The sequence below is a fragment of the Pseudomonas sp. CAU 1711 genome, from assembly GCF_039888625.1.
Taxonomy (GTDB): domain Bacteria; phylum Pseudomonadota; class Gammaproteobacteria; order Pseudomonadales; family Pseudomonadaceae; genus Aquipseudomonas.
In genome coordinates, this window is record NZ_JBDQQT010000016.1 from 1 (window position 1) to 22,069 (window position 22,069).

22 protein-coding genes and 1 pseudogene are annotated in these 22,069 nt (G+C 66.3%); 9 read left to right on the forward strand and 14 right to left on the reverse strand.

Features of this window, described 5'->3' with window-relative positions; all coding sequences use genetic code 11:
• Positions 1-123: 123 nt before the first annotated feature.
• Positions 124-1,323, reverse strand: a complete 1,200-nt coding sequence (gene tyrS / locus AAFN46_RS17190; RefSeq protein ID WP_347809922.1) for a tyrosine--tRNA ligase — start codon at positions 1,321-1,323, stop codon at positions 124-126.
• Between the two features lie 180 nt (positions 1,324-1,503).
• On the opposite strand from tyrS, the gene AAFN46_RS17195 reads away from it, so the two are divergent.
• Positions 1,504-2,925, forward strand: coding sequence for a peptidoglycan DD-metalloendopeptidase family protein (locus AAFN46_RS17195; protein ID WP_347809923.1), 1,422 nt, complete (start codon positions 1,504-1,506; stop codon positions 2,923-2,925).
• Between the two features lies 1 nt (position 2,926).
• Positions 2,927-4,018 (forward strand): anhydro-N-acetylmuramic acid kinase, encoded by a 1,092-nt coding sequence (locus tag AAFN46_RS17200; RefSeq protein ID WP_347809924.1) that lies wholly within the window; start codon positions 2,927-2,929, stop codon positions 4,016-4,018.
• 51 nt (positions 4,019-4,069) lie between these two features.
• Here the strand turns inward: AAFN46_RS17200 and erpA are convergent, their stop codons facing one another.
• The gene (erpA, locus tag AAFN46_RS17205; protein ID WP_347809925.1) at positions 4,070-4,420 is read right to left on the reverse strand and encodes an iron-sulfur cluster insertion protein ErpA; all 351 of its coding nucleotides are present in this window, start codon (positions 4,418-4,420) and stop codon (positions 4,070-4,072) included.
• Between the two features lie 167 nt (positions 4,421-4,587).
• Positions 4,588-5,622, reverse strand: coding sequence for an N-acetyl-gamma-glutamyl-phosphate reductase (argC, locus tag AAFN46_RS17210; RefSeq protein ID WP_347809926.1), 1,035 nt, complete (start codon positions 5,620-5,622; stop codon positions 4,588-4,590).
• Positions 5,623-5,757: 135 nt separating this feature from the next.
• Here argC and hemJ point away from each other — a divergent pair, with 135 nt between their 5' ends.
• The 4 genes from hemJ to AAFN46_RS17230 all read left to right on the forward strand — a co-directional run bounded on the left by hemJ (position 5,758) and on the right by AAFN46_RS17230 (position 9,045).
• Positions 5,758-6,183, forward strand: a complete 426-nt coding sequence (gene hemJ, locus AAFN46_RS17215) for a protoporphyrinogen oxidase HemJ (RefSeq protein ID WP_347809927.1) — start codon at positions 5,758-5,760, stop codon at positions 6,181-6,183.
• Positions 6,184-6,203: 20 nt separating this feature from the next.
• Complete coding sequence (locus AAFN46_RS17220) at positions 6,204-7,166, forward strand: nitronate monooxygenase family protein (protein WP_347809928.1); 963 nt, start codon at positions 6,204-6,206, stop codon at positions 7,164-7,166.
• A gap of 86 nt (positions 7,167-7,252) precedes the next feature.
• The gene (locus AAFN46_RS17225; protein WP_347809929.1) at positions 7,253-8,251 is read left to right on the forward strand and encodes a DUF805 domain-containing protein; all 999 of its coding nucleotides are present in this window, start codon (positions 7,253-7,255) and stop codon (positions 8,249-8,251) included.
• Positions 8,248-9,045, forward strand: coding sequence for an SDR family oxidoreductase (locus AAFN46_RS17230; RefSeq protein WP_347809930.1), 798 nt, complete (start codon positions 8,248-8,250; stop codon positions 9,043-9,045). The genes AAFN46_RS17225 and AAFN46_RS17230 overlap by 4 nt, the downstream gene beginning before the upstream one ends.
• On the opposite strand, the gene AAFN46_RS17235 is transcribed toward AAFN46_RS17230, so the two are convergent.
• Complete coding sequence (locus AAFN46_RS17235) at positions 9,042-10,523, reverse strand: AAA family ATPase (protein ID WP_347809931.1); 1,482 nt, start codon at positions 10,521-10,523, stop codon at positions 9,042-9,044. The genes AAFN46_RS17230 and AAFN46_RS17235 overlap by 4 nt on opposite strands.
• Before the next feature lie 59 nt (positions 10,524-10,582).
• Here AAFN46_RS17235 and AAFN46_RS17240 point away from each other — a divergent pair, with 59 nt between their 5' ends.
• The gene (locus AAFN46_RS17240; RefSeq protein ID WP_347809932.1) at positions 10,583-10,921 is read left to right on the forward strand and encodes a histidine triad nucleotide-binding protein; all 339 of its coding nucleotides are present in this window, start codon (positions 10,583-10,585) and stop codon (positions 10,919-10,921) included.
• A gap of 74 nt (positions 10,922-10,995) precedes the next feature.
• Positions 10,996-11,643, forward strand: coding sequence for a 2-polyprenyl-3-methyl-6-methoxy-1,4-benzoquinone monooxygenase (gene coq7, locus AAFN46_RS17245; RefSeq protein ID WP_347809933.1), 648 nt, complete (start codon positions 10,996-10,998; stop codon positions 11,641-11,643).
• A 45-nt stretch (positions 11,644-11,688) separates the two neighbouring features.
• Here coq7 and AAFN46_RS17250 read toward each other — a convergent pair whose 3' ends face one another.
• The gene (locus AAFN46_RS17250; RefSeq protein ID WP_347809934.1) at positions 11,689-12,111 is read right to left on the reverse strand and encodes an OsmC family protein; all 423 of its coding nucleotides are present in this window, start codon (positions 12,109-12,111) and stop codon (positions 11,689-11,691) included.
• A gap of 222 nt (positions 12,112-12,333) precedes the next feature.
• Here AAFN46_RS17250 and crp point away from each other — a divergent pair, with 222 nt between their 5' ends.
• The gene (gene crp / locus AAFN46_RS17255; RefSeq protein ID WP_347809935.1) at positions 12,334-12,978 is read left to right on the forward strand and encodes a cAMP-activated global transcriptional regulator CRP; all 645 of its coding nucleotides are present in this window, start codon (positions 12,334-12,336) and stop codon (positions 12,976-12,978) included.
• A 65-nt stretch (positions 12,979-13,043) separates the two neighbouring features.
• Here the strand turns inward: crp and trpC are convergent, their stop codons facing one another.
• From trpC to AAFN46_RS17300, 9 genes and pseudogenes are all read right to left on the reverse strand, one after another.
• On the reverse strand, positions 13,044-13,880 hold the full coding sequence (gene trpC / locus AAFN46_RS17260; protein WP_347809936.1) for an indole-3-glycerol phosphate synthase TrpC: 837 nt from the start codon (positions 13,878-13,880) through the stop codon (positions 13,044-13,046).
• Complete coding sequence (gene trpD, locus AAFN46_RS17265) at positions 13,877-14,923, reverse strand: anthranilate phosphoribosyltransferase (protein WP_347809937.1); 1,047 nt, start codon at positions 14,921-14,923, stop codon at positions 13,877-13,879. Before trpD ends, trpC begins: the two co-directional genes overlap by 4 nt.
• Position 14,924: 1 nt before the next feature.
• Positions 14,925-15,518: an aminodeoxychorismate/anthranilate synthase component II gene (locus AAFN46_RS17270; protein WP_347809938.1), complete on the reverse strand. Its 594-nt coding sequence runs from the start codon at positions 15,516-15,518 to the stop codon at positions 14,925-14,927.
• Positions 15,519-15,531: 13 nt separating this feature from the next.
• Complete coding sequence (gene trpE, locus AAFN46_RS17275; protein ID WP_347809939.1) at positions 15,532-17,025, reverse strand: anthranilate synthase component I; 1,494 nt, start codon at positions 17,023-17,025, stop codon at positions 15,532-15,534.
• Between the two features lie 69 nt (positions 17,026-17,094).
• Positions 17,095-17,867 (reverse strand): annotated as a pseudogene (locus AAFN46_RS17280) (phosphoglycolate phosphatase).
• Positions 17,868-17,905: 38 nt separating this feature from the next.
• Positions 17,906-18,580 carry a ribulose-phosphate 3-epimerase gene (gene rpe, locus AAFN46_RS17285; RefSeq protein ID WP_347809940.1) on the reverse strand — a complete coding sequence of 225 codons (675 nt, stop codon included), beginning with the start codon at positions 18,578-18,580 and terminating at the stop codon, positions 17,906-17,908.
• Positions 18,581-18,680: 100 nt separating this feature from the next.
• The gene (locus tag AAFN46_RS17290) at positions 18,681-19,508 is read right to left on the reverse strand and encodes an ABC transporter permease (protein WP_347809941.1); all 828 of its coding nucleotides are present in this window, start codon (positions 19,506-19,508) and stop codon (positions 18,681-18,683) included.
• 145 nt (positions 19,509-19,653) lie between these two features.
• Positions 19,654-20,901 (reverse strand): ABC transporter permease, encoded by a 1,248-nt coding sequence (locus tag AAFN46_RS17295; protein ID WP_347809942.1) that lies wholly within the window; start codon positions 20,899-20,901, stop codon positions 19,654-19,656.
• Between the two features lie 122 nt (positions 20,902-21,023).
• Complete coding sequence (locus AAFN46_RS17300) at positions 21,024-22,067, reverse strand: ABC transporter substrate-binding protein (protein WP_347809943.1); 1,044 nt, start codon at positions 22,065-22,067, stop codon at positions 21,024-21,026.
• Between the last annotated feature and the right edge of the window lie 2 nt (positions 22,068-22,069).

A 22,069-nucleotide genomic window follows, 5' to 3' on the forward strand; every position in this document is an offset into this window, starting at 1 on the left:
GGCGCAACCCTTCATTCGGATCAACTCTTTGATTTTCAAGGAGTTTTCCGAGAGGACCGCGCCGGAAGTGGTGCGCATTCTAAGGATCTAATCCGCGCCGTCAACTCCTTTGTGCAAAGATTTTCACTCTGCTTTCAGGGAGATACGTGCGAAGGCCTTCTTCCCGGCCTGACAGACATGCACGGAGCCCAGCTTGAAGACGAAGCCGCGATCGACCACCTCGCCATCCACCTTCACGCTGCCGGCATTCAGCAGGTCGCGGGCGGCGGCCGCGTTCTTTACCAGGCCTGCCTTATTAAGGACGGACGAGATCGGCATATCCTCCATAGAGAGCAGCTCGACCTCCGGCAGATCGTCCGGCAGCTCGCCATCCTTCAGGCGATTGCCCGCGGAACGGTGCGCGGTTGCCGCGGCCTCTTCGCCATGGAAGCGCGCGACGATCTCCTCGGCCAGCTTGATCTTGATGTCGCGGGGATTGGCGCCCTTGTCCACCTCGACCTTGAACTGCTCGATCTCTTCCATGGAACGGAAGCTCAGCAGCTCGAAGTAACGCCACATCAGCGAGTCGGGCATCGACACCAGCTTGTTGTACATGACGCCCGGCGCCTCCTGGATGCCGACATAGTTACCCAGCGACTTGGACATCTTCTTCACGCCATCCAGGCCTTCGAGCAGCGGCATGGTGACGATGCACTGCGACGACTGACCGTAGGCGCGCTGCAGCTCGCGCCCCATCAGCAGGTTGAACTTCTGGTCGGTGCCGCCGAGCTCGACGTCCGCGCGCAGCGCCACCGAGTCGTAGCCCTGCACCAGCGGATAGAGGAACTCGTGGATGGCGATCGGCTGGCTACCCTCGTAACGCTTCTGGAAGTCGTCGCGCTCGAGCATGCGCGCCACGGTGTACTGGGAGGCCAGACGAATGAAATCCGCCGGACTCAGCTGATCCATCCAGGTGGAGTTGAAGGCCACCTCGGTCTTGGCCGGATCGAGGATCTTGAATACCTGGGCCTTGTAGGTCTCGGCGTTGGCCAATACCTGCTCGCGGGTCAGCGGCGGACGGGTAGCGCTCTTGCCGCTGGGGTCACCGATCATCCCGGTGAAGTCACCGATCAGGAAGATCACCTGATGACCAAGCTCCTGAAACTGGCGCAGCTTATTAATAAGCACGGTGTGCCCCAGGTGCAGGTCCGGCGCGGTCGGGTCGAAGCCCGCCTTGATCCGCAGCGGCTCACCGCGCTTGAGCTTCTCCACCAGTTCGGCCTCGACCAGAACCTCTTCCGCGCCACGCTTGATCAGCGTCAGCTGCTCTTCTACCGACTTCATGACAGGACTCGTCGCCACTCGCTAACCGAAAAGGGAACCAAACATACAAGATCAATGACCAATTACAAGCTCTGCGGCCGAGGGACCGCCTGGCCGATAATCTGGCGCCAGGGTTGCCTACAGAGAAATTTGATTATATTTTAATCAGTTAATGCATTCTTCCAAGAAACACCCTGAGCCATGACGCATTCCGTACCCAAAGCCCCGCCCTATCCGCGGAGCCACCTGCTGGCGGCCAGCGGCGTAGCGGCGCTGCTGAGCCTGGCCTTGCTGGTGTTCCCATCGCGCGAAGTCGAGGCGAAGAAGACCTACCTCAATCTGGAGCTGGACAACGGCTCCGAGCAGGTAGTGCAGGAGAAGGACGATCTCCGACCCGGCCAGCCCGATGGGGATCGTCAGTCGCCTTTCGCCACCCGACTCACCGACAACAAGAACAGCGCCCGAGCAGACGCGAACAAGAACAACGAAGATAGCCAGCCCACCCAAGCCACAGACCCGCTGCAGAAGAGCGTCACCGTCGCCAACGGCGATACGCTGTCGACCGTGTTCTCGCGGGTCGGCCTGGACGCCAACGCACTGCACGAAGCCCTGAATAGCAGCAAGGAGGCTAAGCGCTTCGGCCGTCTGCACGTCGGCCAGGTTCTGGACTTCAAACTGACCGACGATGGCAAGCTGGAGCGCCTGAGCAGCAGGCTCAGCGACCTGGAAAGCATCTCCCTGAACCGCAGCGACAAGGGCTTCGCCTTCAAGCGCGAACTGGTCAAACCCGACGTGCGCACCGCTTATGCGCACGGCGTGATCAACAGCTCGCTGTTCCTGTCGGCCAAGCGCGCCGGGCTGTCGCACAGCCTGACCATGGACCTGGCCAACATCTTCGGCTACGACATCGACTTCGCCCTGGACATCCGCGAAGGTGACGAATTCGAGCTGATCTACGAAGAGCAGGTGGTGAACGACAAGCGCGTCGGCAGCGGCAATATCCTCTCGGCACGCTTCACCAACCGCGGCAAGACCTACAGTGCCGTGCGCTACACCAACAAGCAGGGCGTCACCAGCTACTACAACGCCGATGGCACCAGCATGCGCAAGGCGTTCATCCGCACGCCGGTGGACTTCGCCCGCATCAGCTCGAAGTTCTCCATGGGCCGCCGCCATCCGATTCTCAACAAGATTCGCGCGCACAAGGGCGTGGACTACGCCGCCCCGCGCGGCACCCCGATCAAGGCCGCCGGCGATGGCCGGATACAGCTGGCCGGGCGCAAGGGCGGTTACGGCAATACCGTCATCATCCAGCACGGCAACAGCTACCGCACCCTGTACGCGCACATGCAGGGCTTCGCCAAGGGCATCCGCACCGGTGGCAGCGTCAAGCAGGGGCAGATCATCGGCTATATCGGCACCACCGGCCTGTCCACCGGGCCGCACCTGCACTACGAGTTTCAGGTCAACGGCCGCCATGTCGACCCGCTCAGCCAGAAGCTGCCGATGGCCGACCCCATCGCGCGCAGCGAGAAACAGCGTTTCCTGCAGCTGAGCAAGCCGCTGATGGCACGCATGGATCAGGAAAAGGCCACCCTGTTGGCCTCTGCCAAGCAGCCCTGAGATGCCGCGCTACCTGGGGGTGATGTCCGGCACCAGTCTCGACGGGCTGGACATCGCCCTGATCCAGCAGGACAGCCAGCCCAGCCTGCTCGCCCACCACTACCTACCCATGCCGACCGAGCTGCGCGCCGAGCTGCTGGCACTGTGCGCGCCGGGGCCGGACGAGCTGGCGCGCGCCGCCATCGCCGAACGGCACTGGGTGGAACTGGCGGCCACCGGCATCCATGAACTGCTGCAGCGCGAAGGACTCGGCCCGAGCGATATCCGCGCCATCGGTAGCCACGGCCAGACCGTGCGCCACGAGCCGGCGCGCGGCTTCACCGTGCAGATCGGCAATCCCGCCCTGCTGGCCGAGCTGACCGGCATCGAGGTGGTCGCCGACTTCCGCCGCCGCGACGTAGCCGCTGGCGGCCAGGGCGCGCCGCTGGTACCGGCCTTCCACGAGGCGCTGTTCGAGCATGCGGACATCCCCTGCGCCGTGCTCAATATCGGCGGCTTCAGCAACCTCAGCCTAATCGCCCCCGGTCAGCCGGTGCGCGGCTTCGACTGCGGGCCGGGTAACGTGCTGCTGGACGCCTGGATCGGCAAGATCCGCGGCGAAAGCTTCGACCGCGACGGCGCCTGGGCCGCTAGCGGTAGCCCGAACGAGGCGCTGTTGGGCCGCCTGCTGGGCGATCCCTACTTCGCCGGCACGGGGCCGAAGAGCACCGGTCGCGAGCTGTTCAATCTGTCCTGGCTGGAACGCCACTTGGCCTCCTTCACCGAACTGCCCGCCGCCGATGTCCAGCGCAGCCTGCTGGAACTGAGCGCGCGCAGCATCGTCGAGTCGCTGCGCCAGGCCCAGCCAGACACCGGCGAGCTGCTGGTCTGCGGCGGCGGCGCGCACAACGGCATGCTGATGCGGCGCCTGCAGGAACTGCTGCCGGGCTGCAAGGTGGCCAGCACCGCCACGCGCGGCGTGCCGCCGGACTGGGTGGAGGCCATGGCCTTCGCCTGGCTGGCTCACTGCTGTCTGCAGCGCATTGCGGCCAACCGCCCCAGCGTCAGCGGCGCCCGAGGGCCGCGCGTGCTCGGCGCCATCTACCCGGCCTAGCCGCAAACGAAAAGGCCGCGCACAGGCGCGGCCTCGTTCATTGCGGCGGACTCAGATCGAGAAGGACGAGCCGCAACCGCAGGTGGTGGTGGCGTTGGGGTTGTTGATCACGAAGCGCGAACCTTCCAGGCCTTCCTGATAGTCCACCTCGGCGCCGGCCAGGTACTGGAAGCTCATCGGGTCGACCACCAGGCTGACGCCCTCGCGCTCGACTATGGTGTCGTCCTCAGCCACCTCCTCATCGAAGGTGAAGCCGTACTGGAAGCCGGAGCAGCCGCCGCCGGTGACGAACACGCGCAGCTTCAGGCGCGGGTTGCCCTCCTCATCGACCAGGCTCTTCACCTTGTTCGCCGCGCCCTGGGTGAAGATCAGGGGGGTTGGAGTGAAGGTCTCGACGCTCATCTTGCTGTTCTCCCGGCGCCCGGCGCCATGTTGCATACCACAGGGGCGGCATTATCCACTTACCCGAGTAAATCGGTCAATTATTGTGCAGCGGCGCGAGCCCGCGCACCTGTTGCTTAGAGGGCCGCGAGCGCGACGAATTCAACGTGCCGCGGTTGCGGGCAAGATCAGGGCAGCAGCGCGGCGTGGGCCAGACCCAGGCGCTCGTCCAGACCGAACAGGATGTTCATGTTCTGCACGGCCTGACCGGAGGCGCCCTTGACCAGGTTGTCGATGACCGCCAGCACCACCACCAACTCGCCGCCCTGCGGGCGATGCACGGCGATGCGGCAGACGTTGGCGCCACGCACGCTGCGGGTCTCCGGATGACTGCCGGTCGGCATCACATCGACGAAGGGCTCGTTGGCATAGCGCTTCTCGAACAGCGCCTGCAGGTCCACGCCGCGATCGGCGACGGTGGCGTACAGGGTGGCGTGGATGCCGCGGATCATCGGCGCCAGGTGCGGCACGAAGGTCAGGCCGACCGGCCCGCCGGCGGCGCGGCGCAGGCCCTGGCTGATCTCCGGCAGGTGACGGTGGCCCTTGACCGAATAGGCCATCATGCTCTCGCTGGCTTCGCACAGCAGCGAGCCGACCTTGGCGCCGCGACCGGCGCCGCTGACACCGGAGGCGCAGTTGGCGATCAGCCGGCTCGGGTCGGCCAGGCCGGCCTCCAGCAGAGGAATCAGGCCGAGCTGGGTGGCGGTCGGGTAGCAGCCGGGCACGGCGATCAGGCGCGCCCCCTTGATCGCCTCGCGATTGACTTCCGGCAGGCCGTATACCGCCTCCGGCAGCAGTTCGGGCGCGCCGTGCGGCTGGCCGTACCACTGCGCCCACTCCTCGGCATCCTGCAGACGGAAGTCGGCGGACAGGTCGATGACCTTGGTGCCGGCCGCCAGCAGTTCGCCGGCCAGGGCATGGGCCACGCCGTGCGGGGTGGCGAAGAACACCACGTCGCAGGCGCCCAGGGTGGCCACGTCCGGCACGCTGAAGGCCAGCTCGTCGTAGTGACCGCGCAGGTTGGGGTACATGTCGGCGACCCGGACTCCGGCCTCGGAGCGCGAGGTGATCACCGCCACCTCGGCCTGCGGATGCTGGGCCAGCAGACGCAGCAGCTCCACGCCGGTGTAACCCGTGCCGCCGACTATTCCGACCTTGACCATTGCATACCCCCGCTGCGCGACCGTTGAGAAAGACTGCCGATGATAAGGCCCCGGGCGGCGCCGGCCAACCTTATGGGTGACGCGCGGGCGCGGCTTTCTCTACTATCGACGGCAAACCTCCGCCGGATGCCGTCCATGCTCTATCTCTGGGTCAAGGCCCTGCACATCATCGCCATCGTCTGCTGGTTCGCCGGGTTGTTCTACTTGCCGCGCCTGTTCGTCTATCACGCCATGGCCAAGGACGCGCCCAGCCGTGAGCGTTTCTGCGTGATGGAGCGCAAGCTGTACCGCGGCATCATGAATCCGTCGATGCTCGCCACCCTGGCCTTCGGCGCCTGGCTGCTCTATCTGAATCCGGCCTGGCTGCAGATGGGCTGGCTGCATGCCAAGCTGCTGCTGGTGCTGCTGCTGGTCGGCTATCACCATGTCTGCGGCGCCCAGCTCAAGCGTTTCGCCCGCGGCGAGAACGTTCGCGGCCATGTGTTCTACCGCTGGTTCAACGAGGTGCCGGTGCTGTTCCTGCTGGCCATCGTGATCCTGGTGGTGGTGAAACCCTTCTGACAACGACGAGAGGAAAGACCATGTCCCTGCCCGCCCTGCTCGATCAGCGCCTGCGCCTGCCGGTGGTCGCCGCGCCGATGTTCCTGGTGTCCAACCCGCAACTGGTGCTGGCCTGCTGCCACAGCGGCGTGCTGGGCAGCTTTCCGGCACTGAACCAGCGCGACAGCGCCGGTTTCGCGGCCTGGCTGGAGGAGATCGAGGCCGGCCTGACGGCCGAGTCGGCGCCCTACGCGGTCAACCTCATCGTGCATGGCAGCAATCCGCGTCTGCAGGCGGACCTGGCCATCTGCGAGCGGCACAGGGTGCCGGTGGTGATCACCAGCTTGGGCGCGGTCAAGGAGGTGGTGGACGCGGTGCACGGCTACGGCGGCCTGGTGTTCCACGACGTCACCACCCGCCGCCACGCGGAAAAGGCCGCCGAGGCCGGAGTCGATGGCCTGATCGCGGTGGCCGCCGGCGCCGGCGGGCACGCCGGCACCTGGAGCCCCTTCGCCCTGATCGCCGAGATCCGCCAGTTCTTCGACAAGACCCTGCTGCTCTCCGGCTGCCTCAACCATGGCCACGAGGTGCTCGCCGCCCAACTGCTCGGCGCCGACCTGGCCTACATGGGCACACGCTTCATCGCCACCCGCGAGAGCAACGCCGACGAGGCCTACAAGCAGATGATCCTCGGCGCCCGCGCCGCCGACATCGTGCATACCCCGGCGGTGTCCGGCGTGCCGGCCAGCTTCATGCGGCAGAGCCTGGAGAAGGCCGGCTACGATCTGAAGCGCCTGCAGGACAAGGGCGACATCAATTACGGCGAGAAGCTCAAGCCGGTGGACGACGAGGCCAAGGCCTGGAAGACCGTGTGGTCCGCCGGCCAGGGCGTCGGCGGCATCGACGACCTGCCCAGCGTGGCGGAACTGGTCGCCCGCCTCGACGCCGAGTACCGCGCCGCCCAGGGACGCTCCGCGTCGCTTAGCCAGCACTGGCCGCGCTGAGCGGGAATTTGCCCGGGCGCTTGCTTGTCCGCGCCCGGCAAAGCTCCTAGGCTCTAGCCATTCAATAACGCAGACAGGGACGCAGTATGAGCGAAGCACGCTACAAGATTGTCTTCGACGGCCAGCTGATGCCGGAGATGGCGCTGGAGACGGTGAAAGACAACCTGGCCCGCCTGTTCAAGAGCGACCAGAGCAAGATAGATGCGCTGTTCAGTGGCTCGCCGGTGGCGCTCAAGCGCGACCTGGCCGAGGCGGAAGCCGACAAGTACCTGGCGGCGCTGCAGAAGGCCGGCGCCCTGGTGCGCAAGGAGCAGGACATGGCCGTGGGGCTCAGCCTGGTGGATGGCGACGATCAGCGCCCCGCCGAACCGGCCGCGCAAGACGCTAGCGGCGAGATGGAGTGTCCCAAATGCGGGCACAGGCAGGTCAAGGCCGCCGAGTGCGCCGCCTGCGGCATCATCGTCGAGAAGTACCTGGCGCGCCAGGCGCAGCTGGCGGCCAGCGCACCCGCTGCACCGGCCGCTGCGGAGCAACCATCGCCCTACAGCACGCCCAAGGCCGAAGTCGGCGAAGCGCTGCCAGAATACGGTCCGCTGAAAGTCTTCACCGTCAACGGCCGGATAGGCCGGGTGCGCTATCTGGGCTGGTCCGCGGTGATGACGCTGCTGTTCATGCTGCTCTACGTGCCGGCCCTGATCGCCATGTCCGTCTCCCCCGTGGTCGGCGGCCTGCTGCTGGCCGCCGTCGTCATCGCCGCCATGGTGGTGAGCGTGCAGATCGGCGTGCAGCGCCTGCACGACCTCAACTGGTCGGGCTGGCTCTGGCTGCTGATGCTGGTGCCGGTGGCCAACATGGTGATCGCCATCCTCATGCTGGTGGTGCCGGGCAGCTCCGAAGCCAATCGCTATGGACCGCCGCCGCCGCCCAACAGCACCGCGGTCAAGGTGCTCGCCTTCGGCTGGCTGTTGCTCCCTGTGATCGTCGGCATCCTCGCCGCCATCGCCATCCCGCAATACCAGGACTATGTCGAAAGCGCCCAGCAGGCCGAACAGATGCTGGAAGGCATGCCCGAGTATCAGGAATGAGCGACGGTTACGCCCTGGTCACCGGGGCCTCCAGCGGCCTCGGCCTGGCCCTGGCCCGGCGCGGGCGTAACCTGATCCTGGTGGCGCGCCAGCGCGACGCCCTGGAAAGCATCGCCTGCGAACTGAGCCAGCGCTTCGGCGTCGAGGCGCTGTTGCGCGTCTGTGACCTGAGCGAACCGCTGCAGCTGAGCGGCCTGCTCCACGAGCTGGAACAGGGCGAGCGGCGCATCGACCTGCTGGTGAACAATGCCGGCATCGGCAGCGCCGGGCCGTACGTCGAGCAGGACTGGCGCCGCGAGCAGGAGCTGATCGAGCTCAACGTGCTGGCGCTGGCCCGGCTCTGCCATGCCCTCGGCGCCGAGATGAAGGCTCACGGTGGCGGGCAGATCCTCAACGTCGCGTCCCTGGCCGCCTTCCAGCCGGGGCCGCTGATGGCCAACTACTTCGCCAGCAAGGCCTATGTGCTGCACTTCTCCGAGGCGCTGCGCAGCGAACTGGCGCCCTTCGGCGTGGGCGTCTCGGTGCTCTGCCCGGGACCGGTGGCCACCGCCTTCTTCCGCCGTGCCGGCCTGCACAGCGCCGGCCTGGAGCGGCACGGGCGGATGGCCAACCCGGAGCGCATCGCCCTGGCCGCCGTGCGCGGCCTGGAGCAGAACCGCGCGATCATCATTCCCGACTGGCGCCAGCGCCTGCTGCCGCAGCTGTTGCGCCTGACTCCAAGAGCCCTGGTGCGCCGGCTGAGCATGCGCATGATCCGCCCGCTCCTGCCGCGCGCCGGCGTCGAGCAGGCCTAGCCGGCGCTCACCGTGCGCCCGTCGGCCCAGGCGCGCAGCGCCGCCAGGTCCTCGGCCATCACCACCGACAGCGGCGCCGTGCCCTGGATATTGGCCAGCAGCAGCTCCTGACTCACCGACTGCTGACGCGCCTGGGCCGCATACAGGGCACTGACCACCACCTGCTCGATCTCCGCCCCGGTGAAGCCCTCGCAGGCCGCGGCCAGACCCGCCAGGTCGAACTGTTCGGGTTCCAGTTCGCGCCGGCGCAGGTGGATGGCGAAGATCTCCGCGCGCACCGCCGCGTCCGGCAGATCGACGAAGAACAGCTCGTCGAAGCGCCCCTTGCGCACCAGCTCCGGCGGCAGGCGGTGAATGCTGTTGGCGGTGGCGACCATGAACACCGGCGCCTTGCGCTCGGCCATCCAGGTCAGCAGGGTGCCGAGCACGCGCTGACTGACGCCGCCGTCGTTGTCGCCGCTGGCCAGGCCCTTCTCGATCTCGTCCATCCACAGCACGCAGGGCGCCATCTGCTCGGCCAGCTTGAGCGCCTCGCGCAAATTGCGCTCGGTCTCGCCGAAGAACTTGTTGTACAGCCCGGCGAAGTCCAGCCGCAGCAGCGGCAAGCCCCACAGACCGGCCACCGCCTTGGCCGCCAGGCTCTTGCCGCCCCCCTGCACGCCGACCAGCAGCATGCCGCGCGGCATGTCCATGGCCTTGCCGCCGAGGAAGATATCCTGGCGCTCGCCCAGCCAGCGCTTGAGGTTGACCAGGCCGCCAACCTCGGCGAAACGCGCGGTGTCGTGCTCGAAGCTGAGCACACCCTCCATGTCGAGCAACTGGAACTTGGCCTTGTTCAGCTCGGGCAGGTCTTCCTGGGTGATGGCGCCGTCGTCGCAGATCAGGCTGCGCGCCAGGGTGCGCGCCTCGGCGTGACTCATGCCGCGCAGGTTCTTCACCACCTGCTGCAGGGTGCGATTGTCGGTGCGCACCCGCGCGCCACGGTTACGTTCGCTCCAGCGCGCCGCCTCCTCGCGCACCAGCGCCAGCAGCTCCTCCTCGCCGGGCAGGGCCAGGCTGAAGCGCGCGGCATGCCGCTGCACCTCGGCCGGCAGCTTGAGCGCGTGGGACACCAGCACCAGGGTCGGCTTGTGCGGTGCCTCGTTCATCGCGATCTCCTTGAGCAGGCGCACCAGCTTGGGGTTGTCGGCGAGGAAGGGGTGCAGGTCACACATCACATAGAGGTTCGGCGTCGGGTCGGCCTTGATCAGGCGCAGCGCCTGCTCCGGCTCGCGGCTGTCCAGCTCGCCCACCGGCTCGCCGCCGAAGCCCAGGCGCTGCAGCCCCTCGGTCACCGCCCAGGTATAGATGCCGAGGCCGCGCTTGATCGCCAGCGAGGTCAGGGTCTCCAGCACCCGTGGCTCGTCCCAGGACTCGATCACCACCAGTTTGACGCGGGACTCCAGGACCAGCCCCAGATCGTGTACGTCGTTCTTCACAGCCACTCCTTGCGCGGTACTAGACTCGCAGGATACCCAAAGCCGCAGGAGGAAAGCTCATGGACTGCCTGTTCTGCCGCATAGTCGCCGGCGAGATAGCGGCCCGCACGCTCTACGAGGACGACCAGCTGCTGGCCTTCCACGACATAGGCCCGCAGGCGCCGGTGCATTTCCTGGTGATCCCCAAGCGCCACATCGCCAGCCTCGACCGACTCACCGAGGCCGACCGCCCACTGGCCGGACATCTGCTCTACACCGCCCAGCGCCTGGCCATGGAGCAGGGCTGCGCCGAGGGCTTCCGCCTGGTGATGAATTGCAACGACCTGGGTGGGCAAACCGTGCAGCACATCCATATGCATGTGCTCGGCCAGCGACAGCTGCACTGGCCACCGGGCTGAGTCGCCTTGTCGCGGGTCAAAAAACTGCCTCGCGCTTCGGGTAAACTGCGCCCATGCATTCCGTGGAGATGGCCATGACCAGCCAACGCCAGTTTTCCCCCTTAGACCGCCTGTTGATCCAGGCCGATGCCGCCATGCGCACCCTGCTGCCGTTCAGCGGCGCGCCGGCGCGACCCTCGCCGGCCATACTGCAGGGCGACGCCGAACTGAGCGAGGACGAGGCCCGCCACGTGGCCGGGCTGATGCGCATCAACCACACCGGCGAGGTCTGCGCCCAGGCGCTGTACCAGGGCCAGGCGCTGACCGCCAGGCTGCCGCGAGTGCGCGAGGCCATGGAGCACGCGGCCGACGAGGAAGTCGATCACCTGGCCTGGTGCGAGCAGCGCATCCGCGAGCTGGGCAGCCACCCGAGCGTGCTCAACCCGCTGTTCTACGGCCTGTCCTTCGGCGTCGGCGCGGTGGCCGGGCTGATCAGCGACAGGGTCAGCCTGGGCTTCGTCGCCGCCACCGAGGACCAGGTGGTCAAACACCTGGACGAGCACCTGGAGCAGATCCCGCTGGGCGACGCCAAGACCCGCGCGATTCTCGAGCAGATGCGCGAGGACGAGCAGCAGCACTCGACCAGTGCCATAGAGGCGGGCGGCCTGCGCTTCCCGGCCCCGGTCAAGCTGGGCATGAGCCTGCTGTCCAAGGTCATGACCAAGAGCACCTACCGGATCTGAAGAAAACGAAAAGGCGCCCCAAGGCGCCTTTTCATATGGACCGGTTCAGCCCAGCTCGACTATCTCGTAGTCGTGGCTGATTTCCACGCCGGCACGGCCGAGCATGATCGAGGCCGAGCAGTACTTCTCCGCCGACAGTTCCACGGCGCGCTTGACCTGGGGTTCCTTCAGCCCGCGGCCCTTGACCACGAAGTGCAGGTGGATCTTGGTGAACACCTTGGGATCCTCGTCGGCGCGCTCGGCCTCGAGGAAGGCCTCGCAGCTCTCCACCGGCTGGCGAGCCTTCCTCAGGATGCTGACCACATCGAAATTGCTGCAGCCGCCCAGGCCCAGCAGCACCATCTCCATCGGCCGCACGCCCAGGTTGCGACCGCCGGCTTCGGGCGGGCCATCCATCACCACGACATGGCCGCTGCCGGACTCGCCGAGGAACATGGCCTCGCCGGCCCATTGAATGCGTGCTTTCATCGCCAGACTCCCGTCCCGAAAAAGTCGGCTAGCTTAGCACAGCGCCCCAGCGCTCAGTTCGGGCATGCTAACTGGCCATCAGTGTTGACTATGTCGCAATTTCGCATTGTCGGCCCTACAGTGTCTGTTAAGCTGGCGGCGGATAACTGGCACACTTGTTCGGATAACTAATAAGAAATTCGCCTGTTGGACAAAGGCTTACACTAATTTCGGGACTCGGGCATGGTCGCTATTACCCTCACACCCAAGATCAAGAACATCGACAAGCTGCTCGCGCACTGTCACCGCCGCCGTTACACGGCCAAAAGCACCATCATCTATGCAGGGGATCGTTGCGAAACCCTGTTCTTCATCATCAAGGGCTCGGTCACCATTCTCATCGAGGACGACGATGGTCGCGAGATGATCATCGCCTACCTCAATGCCGGAGACTTCTTCGGCGAGATGGGCCTGTTCGAACGCGAAGGCCAGGAGAAGGAACGCAGTGCCTGGGTACGGGCCAAGACCGAATGCGAGGTCGCGGAACTGAGCTACGCGAAGTTCCGCGAGCTGACCCAGCAGGATCCGGAGATCCTCTACGCCCTGGGCAGCCAGATGGCCGACCGCCTGCGCAACACCACGCGCAAGGTGGGTGACCTGGCCTTCCTCGACGTCACCGGCCGCGTCGCGCGCACCCTGCTCGACCTGTGCAAGCAACCGGACGCCATGACCCACCCGGACGGCATGCAGATCAAGATCACCCGCCAGGAAATCGGCCGCATCGTCGGCTGCTCGCGGGAGATGGTCGGACGTGTGCTCAAGTCACTGGAGGAGCAGGGCCTGGTGCATGTGAAGGGCAAGACCATGGTGGTCTACGGCACCCGCTGAGTATCTCGCGCCATGCAAAACGCCGCTGAATCAGCGGCGTTTTTGTTTCTGCAGCCCGGAGTAAATCAGTCCGGATCGGCGCCCTGCACCACGCGCTTGCCATCGGGGAAGAACAGGCGCTTGAGCTCGGCCCCCGGCTCATCTGCGCGCATGAAGGCCTCGCCGACCAGGAAGGCGTAGACCTCGCTGATCTCCATCAGCTCCACGTCGGCGCGGCTGAGGATGCCACTCTCGGTGACCACCAGGCGATCGCGCGGGATGCGCGGCAGCAGGTCGAGGGTGGTTTCCAGGCTGACTTCGAAGGTATGCAGGTTACGGTTGTTGATGCCCACCAGCGGCGTGTCCAGATGCTTGAGCGCACGCTCCAGCTCCTCGCCGTCGTGCACTTCCACCAGCACGTCCAGCCCCTGCTCCCTGGCCACGCTGGCCAGCTCGACCATGCGTGCATCGTCCAGCGCGGACACTATCAGCAGCACGCAGTCGGCGCCCAGCGCGCGGGCCTCGATGATCTGGTAGGGGTCGACCATGAAGTCCTTGCGGATCACCGGCAGCGCACAGGCCGCGCGGGCCTGCTGCAGGTATTCGTCGGCGCCCTGGAAGAAGTCGATGTCGGTCAGCACCGACAGGCAGGCGGCACCACCGGCCTCGTAGCTCCTGGCGATCTCGGCCGGCACGAAGTGTTCGCGCAGCACGCCCTTGCTCGGCGAGGCCTTCTTGATCTCGGCGATCACCGCCGCCTGCTTGCTGGCCACGCGCTGCTGCATGGCGCGGGCGAAGCCGCGCGGCGCATCGGCGCCGCGCGCCTGCGCCTCGAGCTCGGCCAGGCTGACCCGCGCTAGGCGCTCGGTCACTTCCTCGAACTTGCGGGCGATGATCTTCTCCAGCACGGTTGGAATGCTCACCCTTCGTTCTCCACGCGAAATACAGCGGTAAAGGACACCAGCTCGTCCAGTTTCTCCCAGGCCAGGCCGGTGTGCAGGGCGTCCTGCGCCAGCTGCATGCCTTCCTTGAGACTAGTCGCCAGGTCGGCGGCGTACAGCGCGGCGCCGGCGTTGAGCACTATCATGTCGGCGGCCTTCTGGCCGTTCTCGGTCTTGCGCTTGCCCAGCGCGTCGCGGATCAGCGCCAGCGAATCCGCTGCGTCCTCGACGGTCAGGCCGATCAGACTCTGGCTCTTGATGCCGAAGTCCTCGGGCTGGATGCGGTACTCGCTGATCACGCCGTTCTTCAGCTCGGCGACGTGGGTCGGCGCGGCCAGGCTGATCTCGTCCAGGCCGTCGCTGGCATGCACCACCAGCACATGCTGGCTGCCCAGGCGCTGCAGCACCTCGGCCATCGGCCGGCACAGCGCCTGGCTGAACACGCCGATCACCTGGTGCTTGACCCCGGCCGGGTTGGTCATGGGCCCAAGCATGTTGAACAGGGTGCGCAGGCCCATCTCGCGACGCGGGCCGATGGCGTGCTTCATGGCACCGTGGTGGGCCGGGGCGAACATGAAGCCGACGCCGACGGATTCGACGCAGCGCGCCACCTGCTCGGGCTTGAGGTTCAAGTAGACCCCGGCGGCCTCCAGCAGATCGGCGCTGCCGCTCTTGCCGGACACCGCGCGGTTGCCGTGCTTGGCCACCTTGCCGCCGGCCGCGGCAACGACGAACGCCGCAGCGGTGGAGACATTGAACACGTTCATGCCGTCGCCGCCGGTGCCGCAGGTGTCGACCAGGCGCTCGGCGTCGATCCGCACCGGCGAGGCCAGTTCGCGCATGACGGTGGCGGCGCCGACGATTTCGTCGATGGTCTCGCTCTTCATGCGCATGCCCATGAGGAAGGCGCCGATCTGCGCGTCTGTGCACTGGCCGGTCATGATCAGGCGCATCACGTCCTGCATCTCGGCGGTGGTCAGGTCCAGCTGGTTGACCACCCGGTTGAGGGCTTCCTTGATCTCCATGTCAGCGCACTCCGCCTTGTTGTTTGAGGAAGTTGGCCAGCAGTTCGTGGCCCTGCTCGGTGAGGATGGATTCCGGGTGGAACTGCACGCCCTCGATGTTCAGGGTCTTGTGGCGCAGGCCCATGATCTCGTCGACGCTGCCGTCTTCATGCTGGGTCCAGGCGGTCATTTCCAGGCAGTCTGGCAGGGTCTCGCGCTTGACCACCAGGGAATGGTAGCGGGTCACGGTCAGCGGCCTGTTGAGGCCGGCGAACACGCCCTTGTCCTGGTGGAATACCGGGCTGGTCTTGCCGTGCATCACCTGGCGCGCGCGCACCACGTCGCCGCCGAAGGCATGGCCGATGCTCTGGTGGCCGAGGCACACGCCGAGGATCGGCAGCTTGCCGGCGAAGTGCAGGATGGCCGCGATGGACACCCCCGCCTCGGTCGGCGTGCAGGGGCCGGGCGAGACGACGATGCGCTCGGGCTGCAACGCCTCGATCTCGGCCACCGTCAGCTCGTCGTTGCGGATCACGTGGACATCGGCGCCCAGCTCGCCCAGGTACTGCACCACGTTGTAGGTAAAGGAGTCGTAGTTGTCGATCATCAGCAGCATGTTGGCGTCTCCCTTACTGCACGGACTGTTCGGCGAGGCTGACCGCGCGGAACATGGCGCGCCGCTTGTTCAGGGTTTCTTCCCACTCCAGCGCCGGCTGCGAGTCGGCGACTATGCCGGCGCCGGCCTGCACGTGCAGCTCGCCGTCCTTGATCACCGCGGTGCGGATGGCGATAGCCGTGTCCATATTGCCGTTCCACGCCAGGTAGCCCACGGCACCGCCGTAGACGCCGCGCTTGACCGGCTCCAGCTCGTCGATGATTTCCATGGCGCGCACCTTGGGCGCACCGGACAGGGTGCCGGCCGGCAGGATGGCGCGCAGGGCGTCCATCGCGCTGAGGCCGTGCTTCAGCTGCCCCGTCACATTGGAGACGATATGCATGACGTTGGAATAGCGCTCGATCACCATCTGCTCGGTGACCTTCACCGTGCCGGTGCTGGACACGCGGCCGACGTCGTTGCGGCCCAGGTCGATCAGCATCAGGTGCTCGGCGAGCTCCTTGGCGTCGGACAGCAGGTCCTTCTCCAACTCGATATCGGCCTCCTCGCTGGCGCCGCGCGGGCGGGTGCCGGCGATCGGGCGCACGGTGACCAGGTTGTCCTCGACCCGCACCAGCACCTCCGGCGAACTGCCGACCACGTGGAAGTCGCCGAAGTTGAAGAAGTACATGTAGGGCGTCGGGTTGATGCAGCGCAGCGCGCGATACAGATCGATCGGCGCGGCGTTGAACGGAATCGACATGCGCTGGGAAATCACCACCTGCATGCAGTCGCCGGCCAGGATGTATTCCTTGATCGCGCCGACCGCCGCCTCGTAGTCGTCACGCTTGAAGCTGGAGACGAAGTCCGGCTCCGGACCGGCGGCCTTGGCCAGGTCCACGCCCAGGCGTGGGGTGATCGGCTGGCGCAGCTTGTTCAGCAGCTCGCGCAGCTGGGCCTGGCCCTGCTCGTAGGCATCGCTTTGCGCCGGGTCGGCGAGGACGATGGCGTGCATCTTGCCGGCCAGATTGTCGAAGACGACGACCGCATCCGAGACCATCAGCAGGATATCCGGCGTGCCCAGCGGATCGGGATTGGGGCACTGCGCCAGCTTCTTCTCCACGTAGCGCACGCTGTCGTAGCCGAAGTAGCCAACCAGGCCGCCGTTGAAGCGCGGCAGGCCGGGGATGGTCGGCACCTTGTAGCGCGCCTTGAACTGCTCGACGAAAGCCAGCGGGTCCTCGCAGTCGAGGCTCTCGGTCTCGACGCCGTCGACGCTGACGCTGACGTGGTGGCCATGGGCGCGCAGCACGGTGCGCGCCGGCAGGCCGATGATCGAGTAGCGGCCCCACTTCTCGCCGCCCTGCACGGACTCCAGCAGGTAGGAATTGGGGGTATCGGCCAGCTTGAGGTAGATCGACAGCGGGGTGTCGAAATCGGCCAGGGTCTCGAAGGCCAGCGGAATGCGGTTGTAGCCTTCGCCGGCCAAACGCAGGAAGGCTTCGCGGGAAAGAGTTTCGCGGGTCATGCACACAGCCTCGTGAGGAGGGTAAACGGGAGTCGGACAAACGCGCCGGAACGACCGGCCAGGAGGAAATCAGGCGCGCCAGCGCCAGCGGGCCAGGGCCTTGACCAGTTTCATCCAGTGTTTGTGGGCAACTACCACGATGCTGTCTCGTGCGGTGGGTGATCGGAGGAGTCCGGGGACATTACCCCAGCGCCCTCCCCCGCGCAACCGGGCAGCAGCTGGCGCAGGTCGTCGATGACCCGCGCCGGATTTTCTTCGGCGATCGGCCGGCCATGGTTGTAGCCATAGGACAGCGCCACGCAGGTCACGCCGGCGGCGTGCGCGGCCAGCACATCGTTGCGCGAGTCGCCGACGAACAGGGCCTGCTCGGGCGCAACGCCTGCCAGGTGCAGCACATGCAGCAGCGCGGCCGGATCGGGCTTCTGCTGCGGCAGGGTGTCGCCACCGATGATCCAGCGGAAGTAACCGCCCAGGCCCATCTCGTCGAGCAGCGGGGCGACGAAACGCTCCGGCTTGTTGGTGACCAGCGCCAGCTCCACGGCGGCACCGTACAGCCAGTCCAGGGCACCGACCACGCCCGGGTAGACCCGGCTCAGCGCATGGCTGCCGGCATAGGCCTCGTTGAACAGCTCCAGCGCCTGCAGGGTTTGCTCTTCGCCGATGGCGGCATGCTCGATATCGCCGGCCAGGGCGCGGCGCACCAGCACGCGCGCACCGTTGCCGACCCAGTGGCGCACGCGCTCGACGCCGGCCGGCTCGCGCCCCAGCTGCAGCAGCATGCTGTCCACCGCCGCGGCCAGATCGGGCACCGAGTCGACCAGGGTGCCGTCGAGGTCGAACATCACCAGGCGCGGCAGCTCGCCGCGAAACAGCTCCAGTATCACGCGCGCACCTGGGCCAGCTCGGCGCGCATGGCGTCGATCACGGCCTTGTAGTCCGGCTGGTTGAAGATCGCCGAGCCGGCGACGAAAGTGTCGGCACCCGCTTCGGCAATCTCGCGGATGTTCTGTACGTTGACCCCGCCATCGATCTCCAGGCGGATTTCGCGGCCACTGGCATCGATCAGCGCACGCGCTTCACGCAGCTTGTCGAGGGTGCCGGGGATGAACTTCTGCCCGCCGAAACCGGGGTTGACGCTCATCAGCAGGATCATGTCGACCTTGTCCATCACATACTTGAGCACGTCCAGCGGCGTGGCCGGGTTGAACACCAGACCGGCCTTGGCGCCGCCGGCCTTGATCAGCTGCAGGGAGCGGTCGATGTGTTCGCTGGCCTCGGGGTGGAAGGTGATGAAGCTGGCACCGGCCTCGATGAAGTCGCCGATGATGCGATCGACCGGCTTGACCATCAGGTGCGCATCGATCGGCGCGGCGATGCCGTACTTGCGCAGCGCGGCGCAGACCATCGGGCCGATGGTCAGGTTGGGCACGTAGTGATTGTCCATCACGTCGAAGTGGACGATGTCGGCGCCGGCGGCGAGGACCTTGTCGACTTCCTCGCCCAAGCGGGCGAAATCGGCGGAGAGGATCGACGGAGCGATGGCGAAGGGTTGCATGGCGGCCTCAGGCTTGAATCAGGGTGGCGCGATTGTAGCCTGAGTGAGCCCTGGCGGCCGCTGTCATGCGTCAGTCGAGCGCATCGACCATGGTCGAGCGCTATTCCGGCAATGAGGTGCGCATCTTCTCGCTGCGCCCGCGCAGCCACTCCAGGGTCAGCAGCAGGAGGATGGAGAAGCCGATCAGCAGGGTGGCGGCGGCGGCGATGGTCGGCGACAGGTTCTCGCGGATGCCGCTGAACATCTGCCGCGGCAGGGTGGCCTGCTCCGGGCCGGCGAGAAACAGGGTCACCACCACTTCGTCGAACGAGGTGGCGAAAGCGAACAGCGCACCGGAAATCACCCCGGGGGCGATCAGCGGCAGGGTCACTTTGCGGAACGCCAGCAGCGGCGAGGCGCCCAGGCTGGCGGCGGCGCGCACCAGGTTGTGGTTGAAGCCCTGCAGGGTGGCCGACACTGTGATGATGACGAAGGGCACGCCGAGCACCGCGTGCACCAGGATCAGTCCGGTGTAGCTGTTGCCCAGGCCCAGCGGGGCGAAGAACAGGTAGCTGGCCACGCCGACTATCACCACCGGGGCGACCATGGGCGAGATCAGCAGGCTCATCACCAGCGCCTTGCCGCGGAATTCGCCACGGGTCAGGCCGATGGCCGCCAGGGTGCCGAAGACCATGGCCAGCAGGGTCGCCGCCGGCGCCACGATCAGGCTGTTCTTCAGCGCGCGCATCCATTCGGCGGAGCCGAAGAAGGTTTCGTACCAGCGCAGGGAGAAGCCCTGCAGCGGGTAGACCAGGAAGCTGCCGGAGTTGAACGACAGCGGGATGATCACCAGCACCGGCAGGATCAGGAACAGCAGCACCAGCGCGCACAGGCTGCGGTGGGTCCAGAACCAGGCGCGCTCGATGGGGGACTTGTAGGGGCTCAGCATCTGCATTCTCCAATCAACGCCCCTCTCCCGCTTGCGGGAGAGGGGCTGGGGGAGAGGGCGGCGTTGGCAACTCCCCTCTCCCGCCCTGTGGGCACCCTCTCCCCGGAGGGGCGAGGGTCATCAGCGGACCTGCTACGCAGGCCTTTTATCCAAGCCGCAGGCGGCTGGCGCCGACCAGCCAGCTGTACACCACGTAGAGCAGCATGGTGGCCAGCAGCAGCAGGCCGCCGAGGGCCGTGGCCATGCCCCAGTTGATGGTGGTGTTGGTGTAGAAGGCGACGAAGTAGCTGATCATCTGGTCGCTCGGGCTGCCCAGCAGCGCCGGGGTGATGTAGTAGCCGATGGACAGGATGAACACCAGCAGGCAACCGGCACCGACGCCGGCCAGGGTCTGCGGGAAGTACACCCGCCAGAAGCTGGCGAAGGGATGGCAGCCGAGGGAGATCGCCGCGCGCATGTAGCTGGGCGAGATGCCCTTCATCACGCTGAAGATCGGCAGGATCATGAACGGCAGCATGATGTGCACCATGGAGATGTACACACCGACGCGGTTGAACACCAGTTGCAGCGGCTTATCGATGATGCCCATGGCCATCAGCGCGCCATTGATCAGGCCGCCGGACTGCAGCAGCACTATCCAGGCCGCCACCCGCACCAGGATCGAGGTCCAGAACGGCAGCAGCACCAGGATCATCAGCAGGTTGCTGCTGCGGGTCGGCAGGTTGGCCAGCAGGTAGGCCAGCGGATAGGCCAGCAGCAGGCAGATGACGGTGATCACCACACCCATCCAGAAGGTACGGGCGAAGATGTCCAGGTAGATGGCCTGGTCCGGCGTGGCGGCCGCCAGCTCGCCGAGATCGTCGATGCGATGGTCGAGGGCGGCCAGCAGGTAATAGGGGGTGAAGGCGGAGCTGTTGCGACGGATCACCTGCCAGTAGGCCGGGTCGCCCCAACGCTCGTCGAGGTTTTCCAGGGCGTCCTTGTAGGACTGCGGCTGCTGCTTGAACGGCAGCGCGCGACCGGTCTTGGCCATCAGGCTGCGGTAGCCGGCCAGTTCCATGTTCAGGCGCTTGGACAGATCGCCGATGGTCTGCTGTTTGCGCGCTTCGGCCAGGTCGTCGGCCAGGGCGCGGTACACGGGCTCGTCCGGCAGACCACGGCCATCCCAGGCCGAAATGGCCTCGACGGTACGCGGCAGGCTGCCGACCACCTCGGGGTTCTCCACGCTCTTGTACAGCAGGATGCCGATCGGCAGCAGGAACACCGCGAAGAGGAACACCAGCAGCGGCAGGATCAGGCCCTGGGCCTTGAGCCGGTTGATGCGCTCGGCACGGGCCAGCTTCTGCTTCAGGGTCGGGCCGGATGCGTCGGTGAGGGTAGCGGTAGTGGCCATCGCAGGCTCCAGAAAACCGGGATAAAGCACCCTCGCCCAACTGCGGGCGAGGGTTCGAGAGGAACGGGGGAACCTTCCTCCTACCAAACCCCTTCAGAAGAAGGGGGCACTGCACGGGAGACTTACTTCGCCGCCCAGGCGTTGAAACGCTGTTCCAGTTGCTCGCCGAAGTCGGCCCAGAAAGTCACGTTCATCGGCACCTGGCCCGCGATGTTTTCCGGGGTGGTCGGCATGTCCTTGAGCAGCGCCGGGTCGAGCAGTTCGACCGCCTTCTTGTTGGCCGGGCCGTAGGCGATGTTCGAGGAATAGACCTTCTGCTGCTCGGGCTGCACGCTGAAGGCGGCGAAGGCCTTGGCGGCGTCGCCGTCCTTAGCGCCACGCGGGATGGCCCAGGAGTCGAAGTCGTAGATGCCGCCGTTCCACACCACCTGCAGGTTGCTTTCCTTCTGCACGGCGGCGATGCGGCCGTTGTAGGCCGAGCTCATGACCACGTCGCCGGAGGCAAGGAACTGCGGCGGCTGGGCGCCGGCTTCCCACCACTGGATGCTCGGCTTGATCTCGTCGAGCTTCTTGAAGGCGCGGTCCTGGCCTTCCTTGGTGGCCAACACGCTGTAGACGTCCTTGGGCGCCACGCCATCGGCCATCAGGGCGAACTCCAGGGTGTACTTGGCGCCCTTGCGCAGGCCGCGCTTGCCCGGGAATTTCTGCACGTCCCAGAAATCGGCCCAGCCGCTCGGCGCGCTGGCCAGTTTGTCGGCGTTGTAGGCCAGCACGGTGGACCAGACGAAGAAGCCCACGCCGCAGGGCTGGATGGCGCCCTCGATGAAGTCGTCGGCGTTGCCGAACAGTGCGGGGTCGATCTCCTCGAACAGGCCCTCGTCGCAACCACGGGCCAGTTCCGGCGATTCCACTTCCACCAGGTGCCAGGACACGCTGTTGGTGTCGACCATGGCTTTGACCTTGGCCATCTCGCCGTTGTATTCGCCGGCGATGATCTTGCCTTTGCCGGCCGCTTCCCACGGCTGGTAGAAGGCCTTCTGCTGGGCGTTCTTGTTGGCGCCACCGAAGGAAATCACCGTCAGATCGGCGGCCATGGCCTGGGCCGCACCGGCCAGCCCCATGGCCAGGGCGGCGAGACGGAAGGTACTGCGAACGGCTGTATTCATTG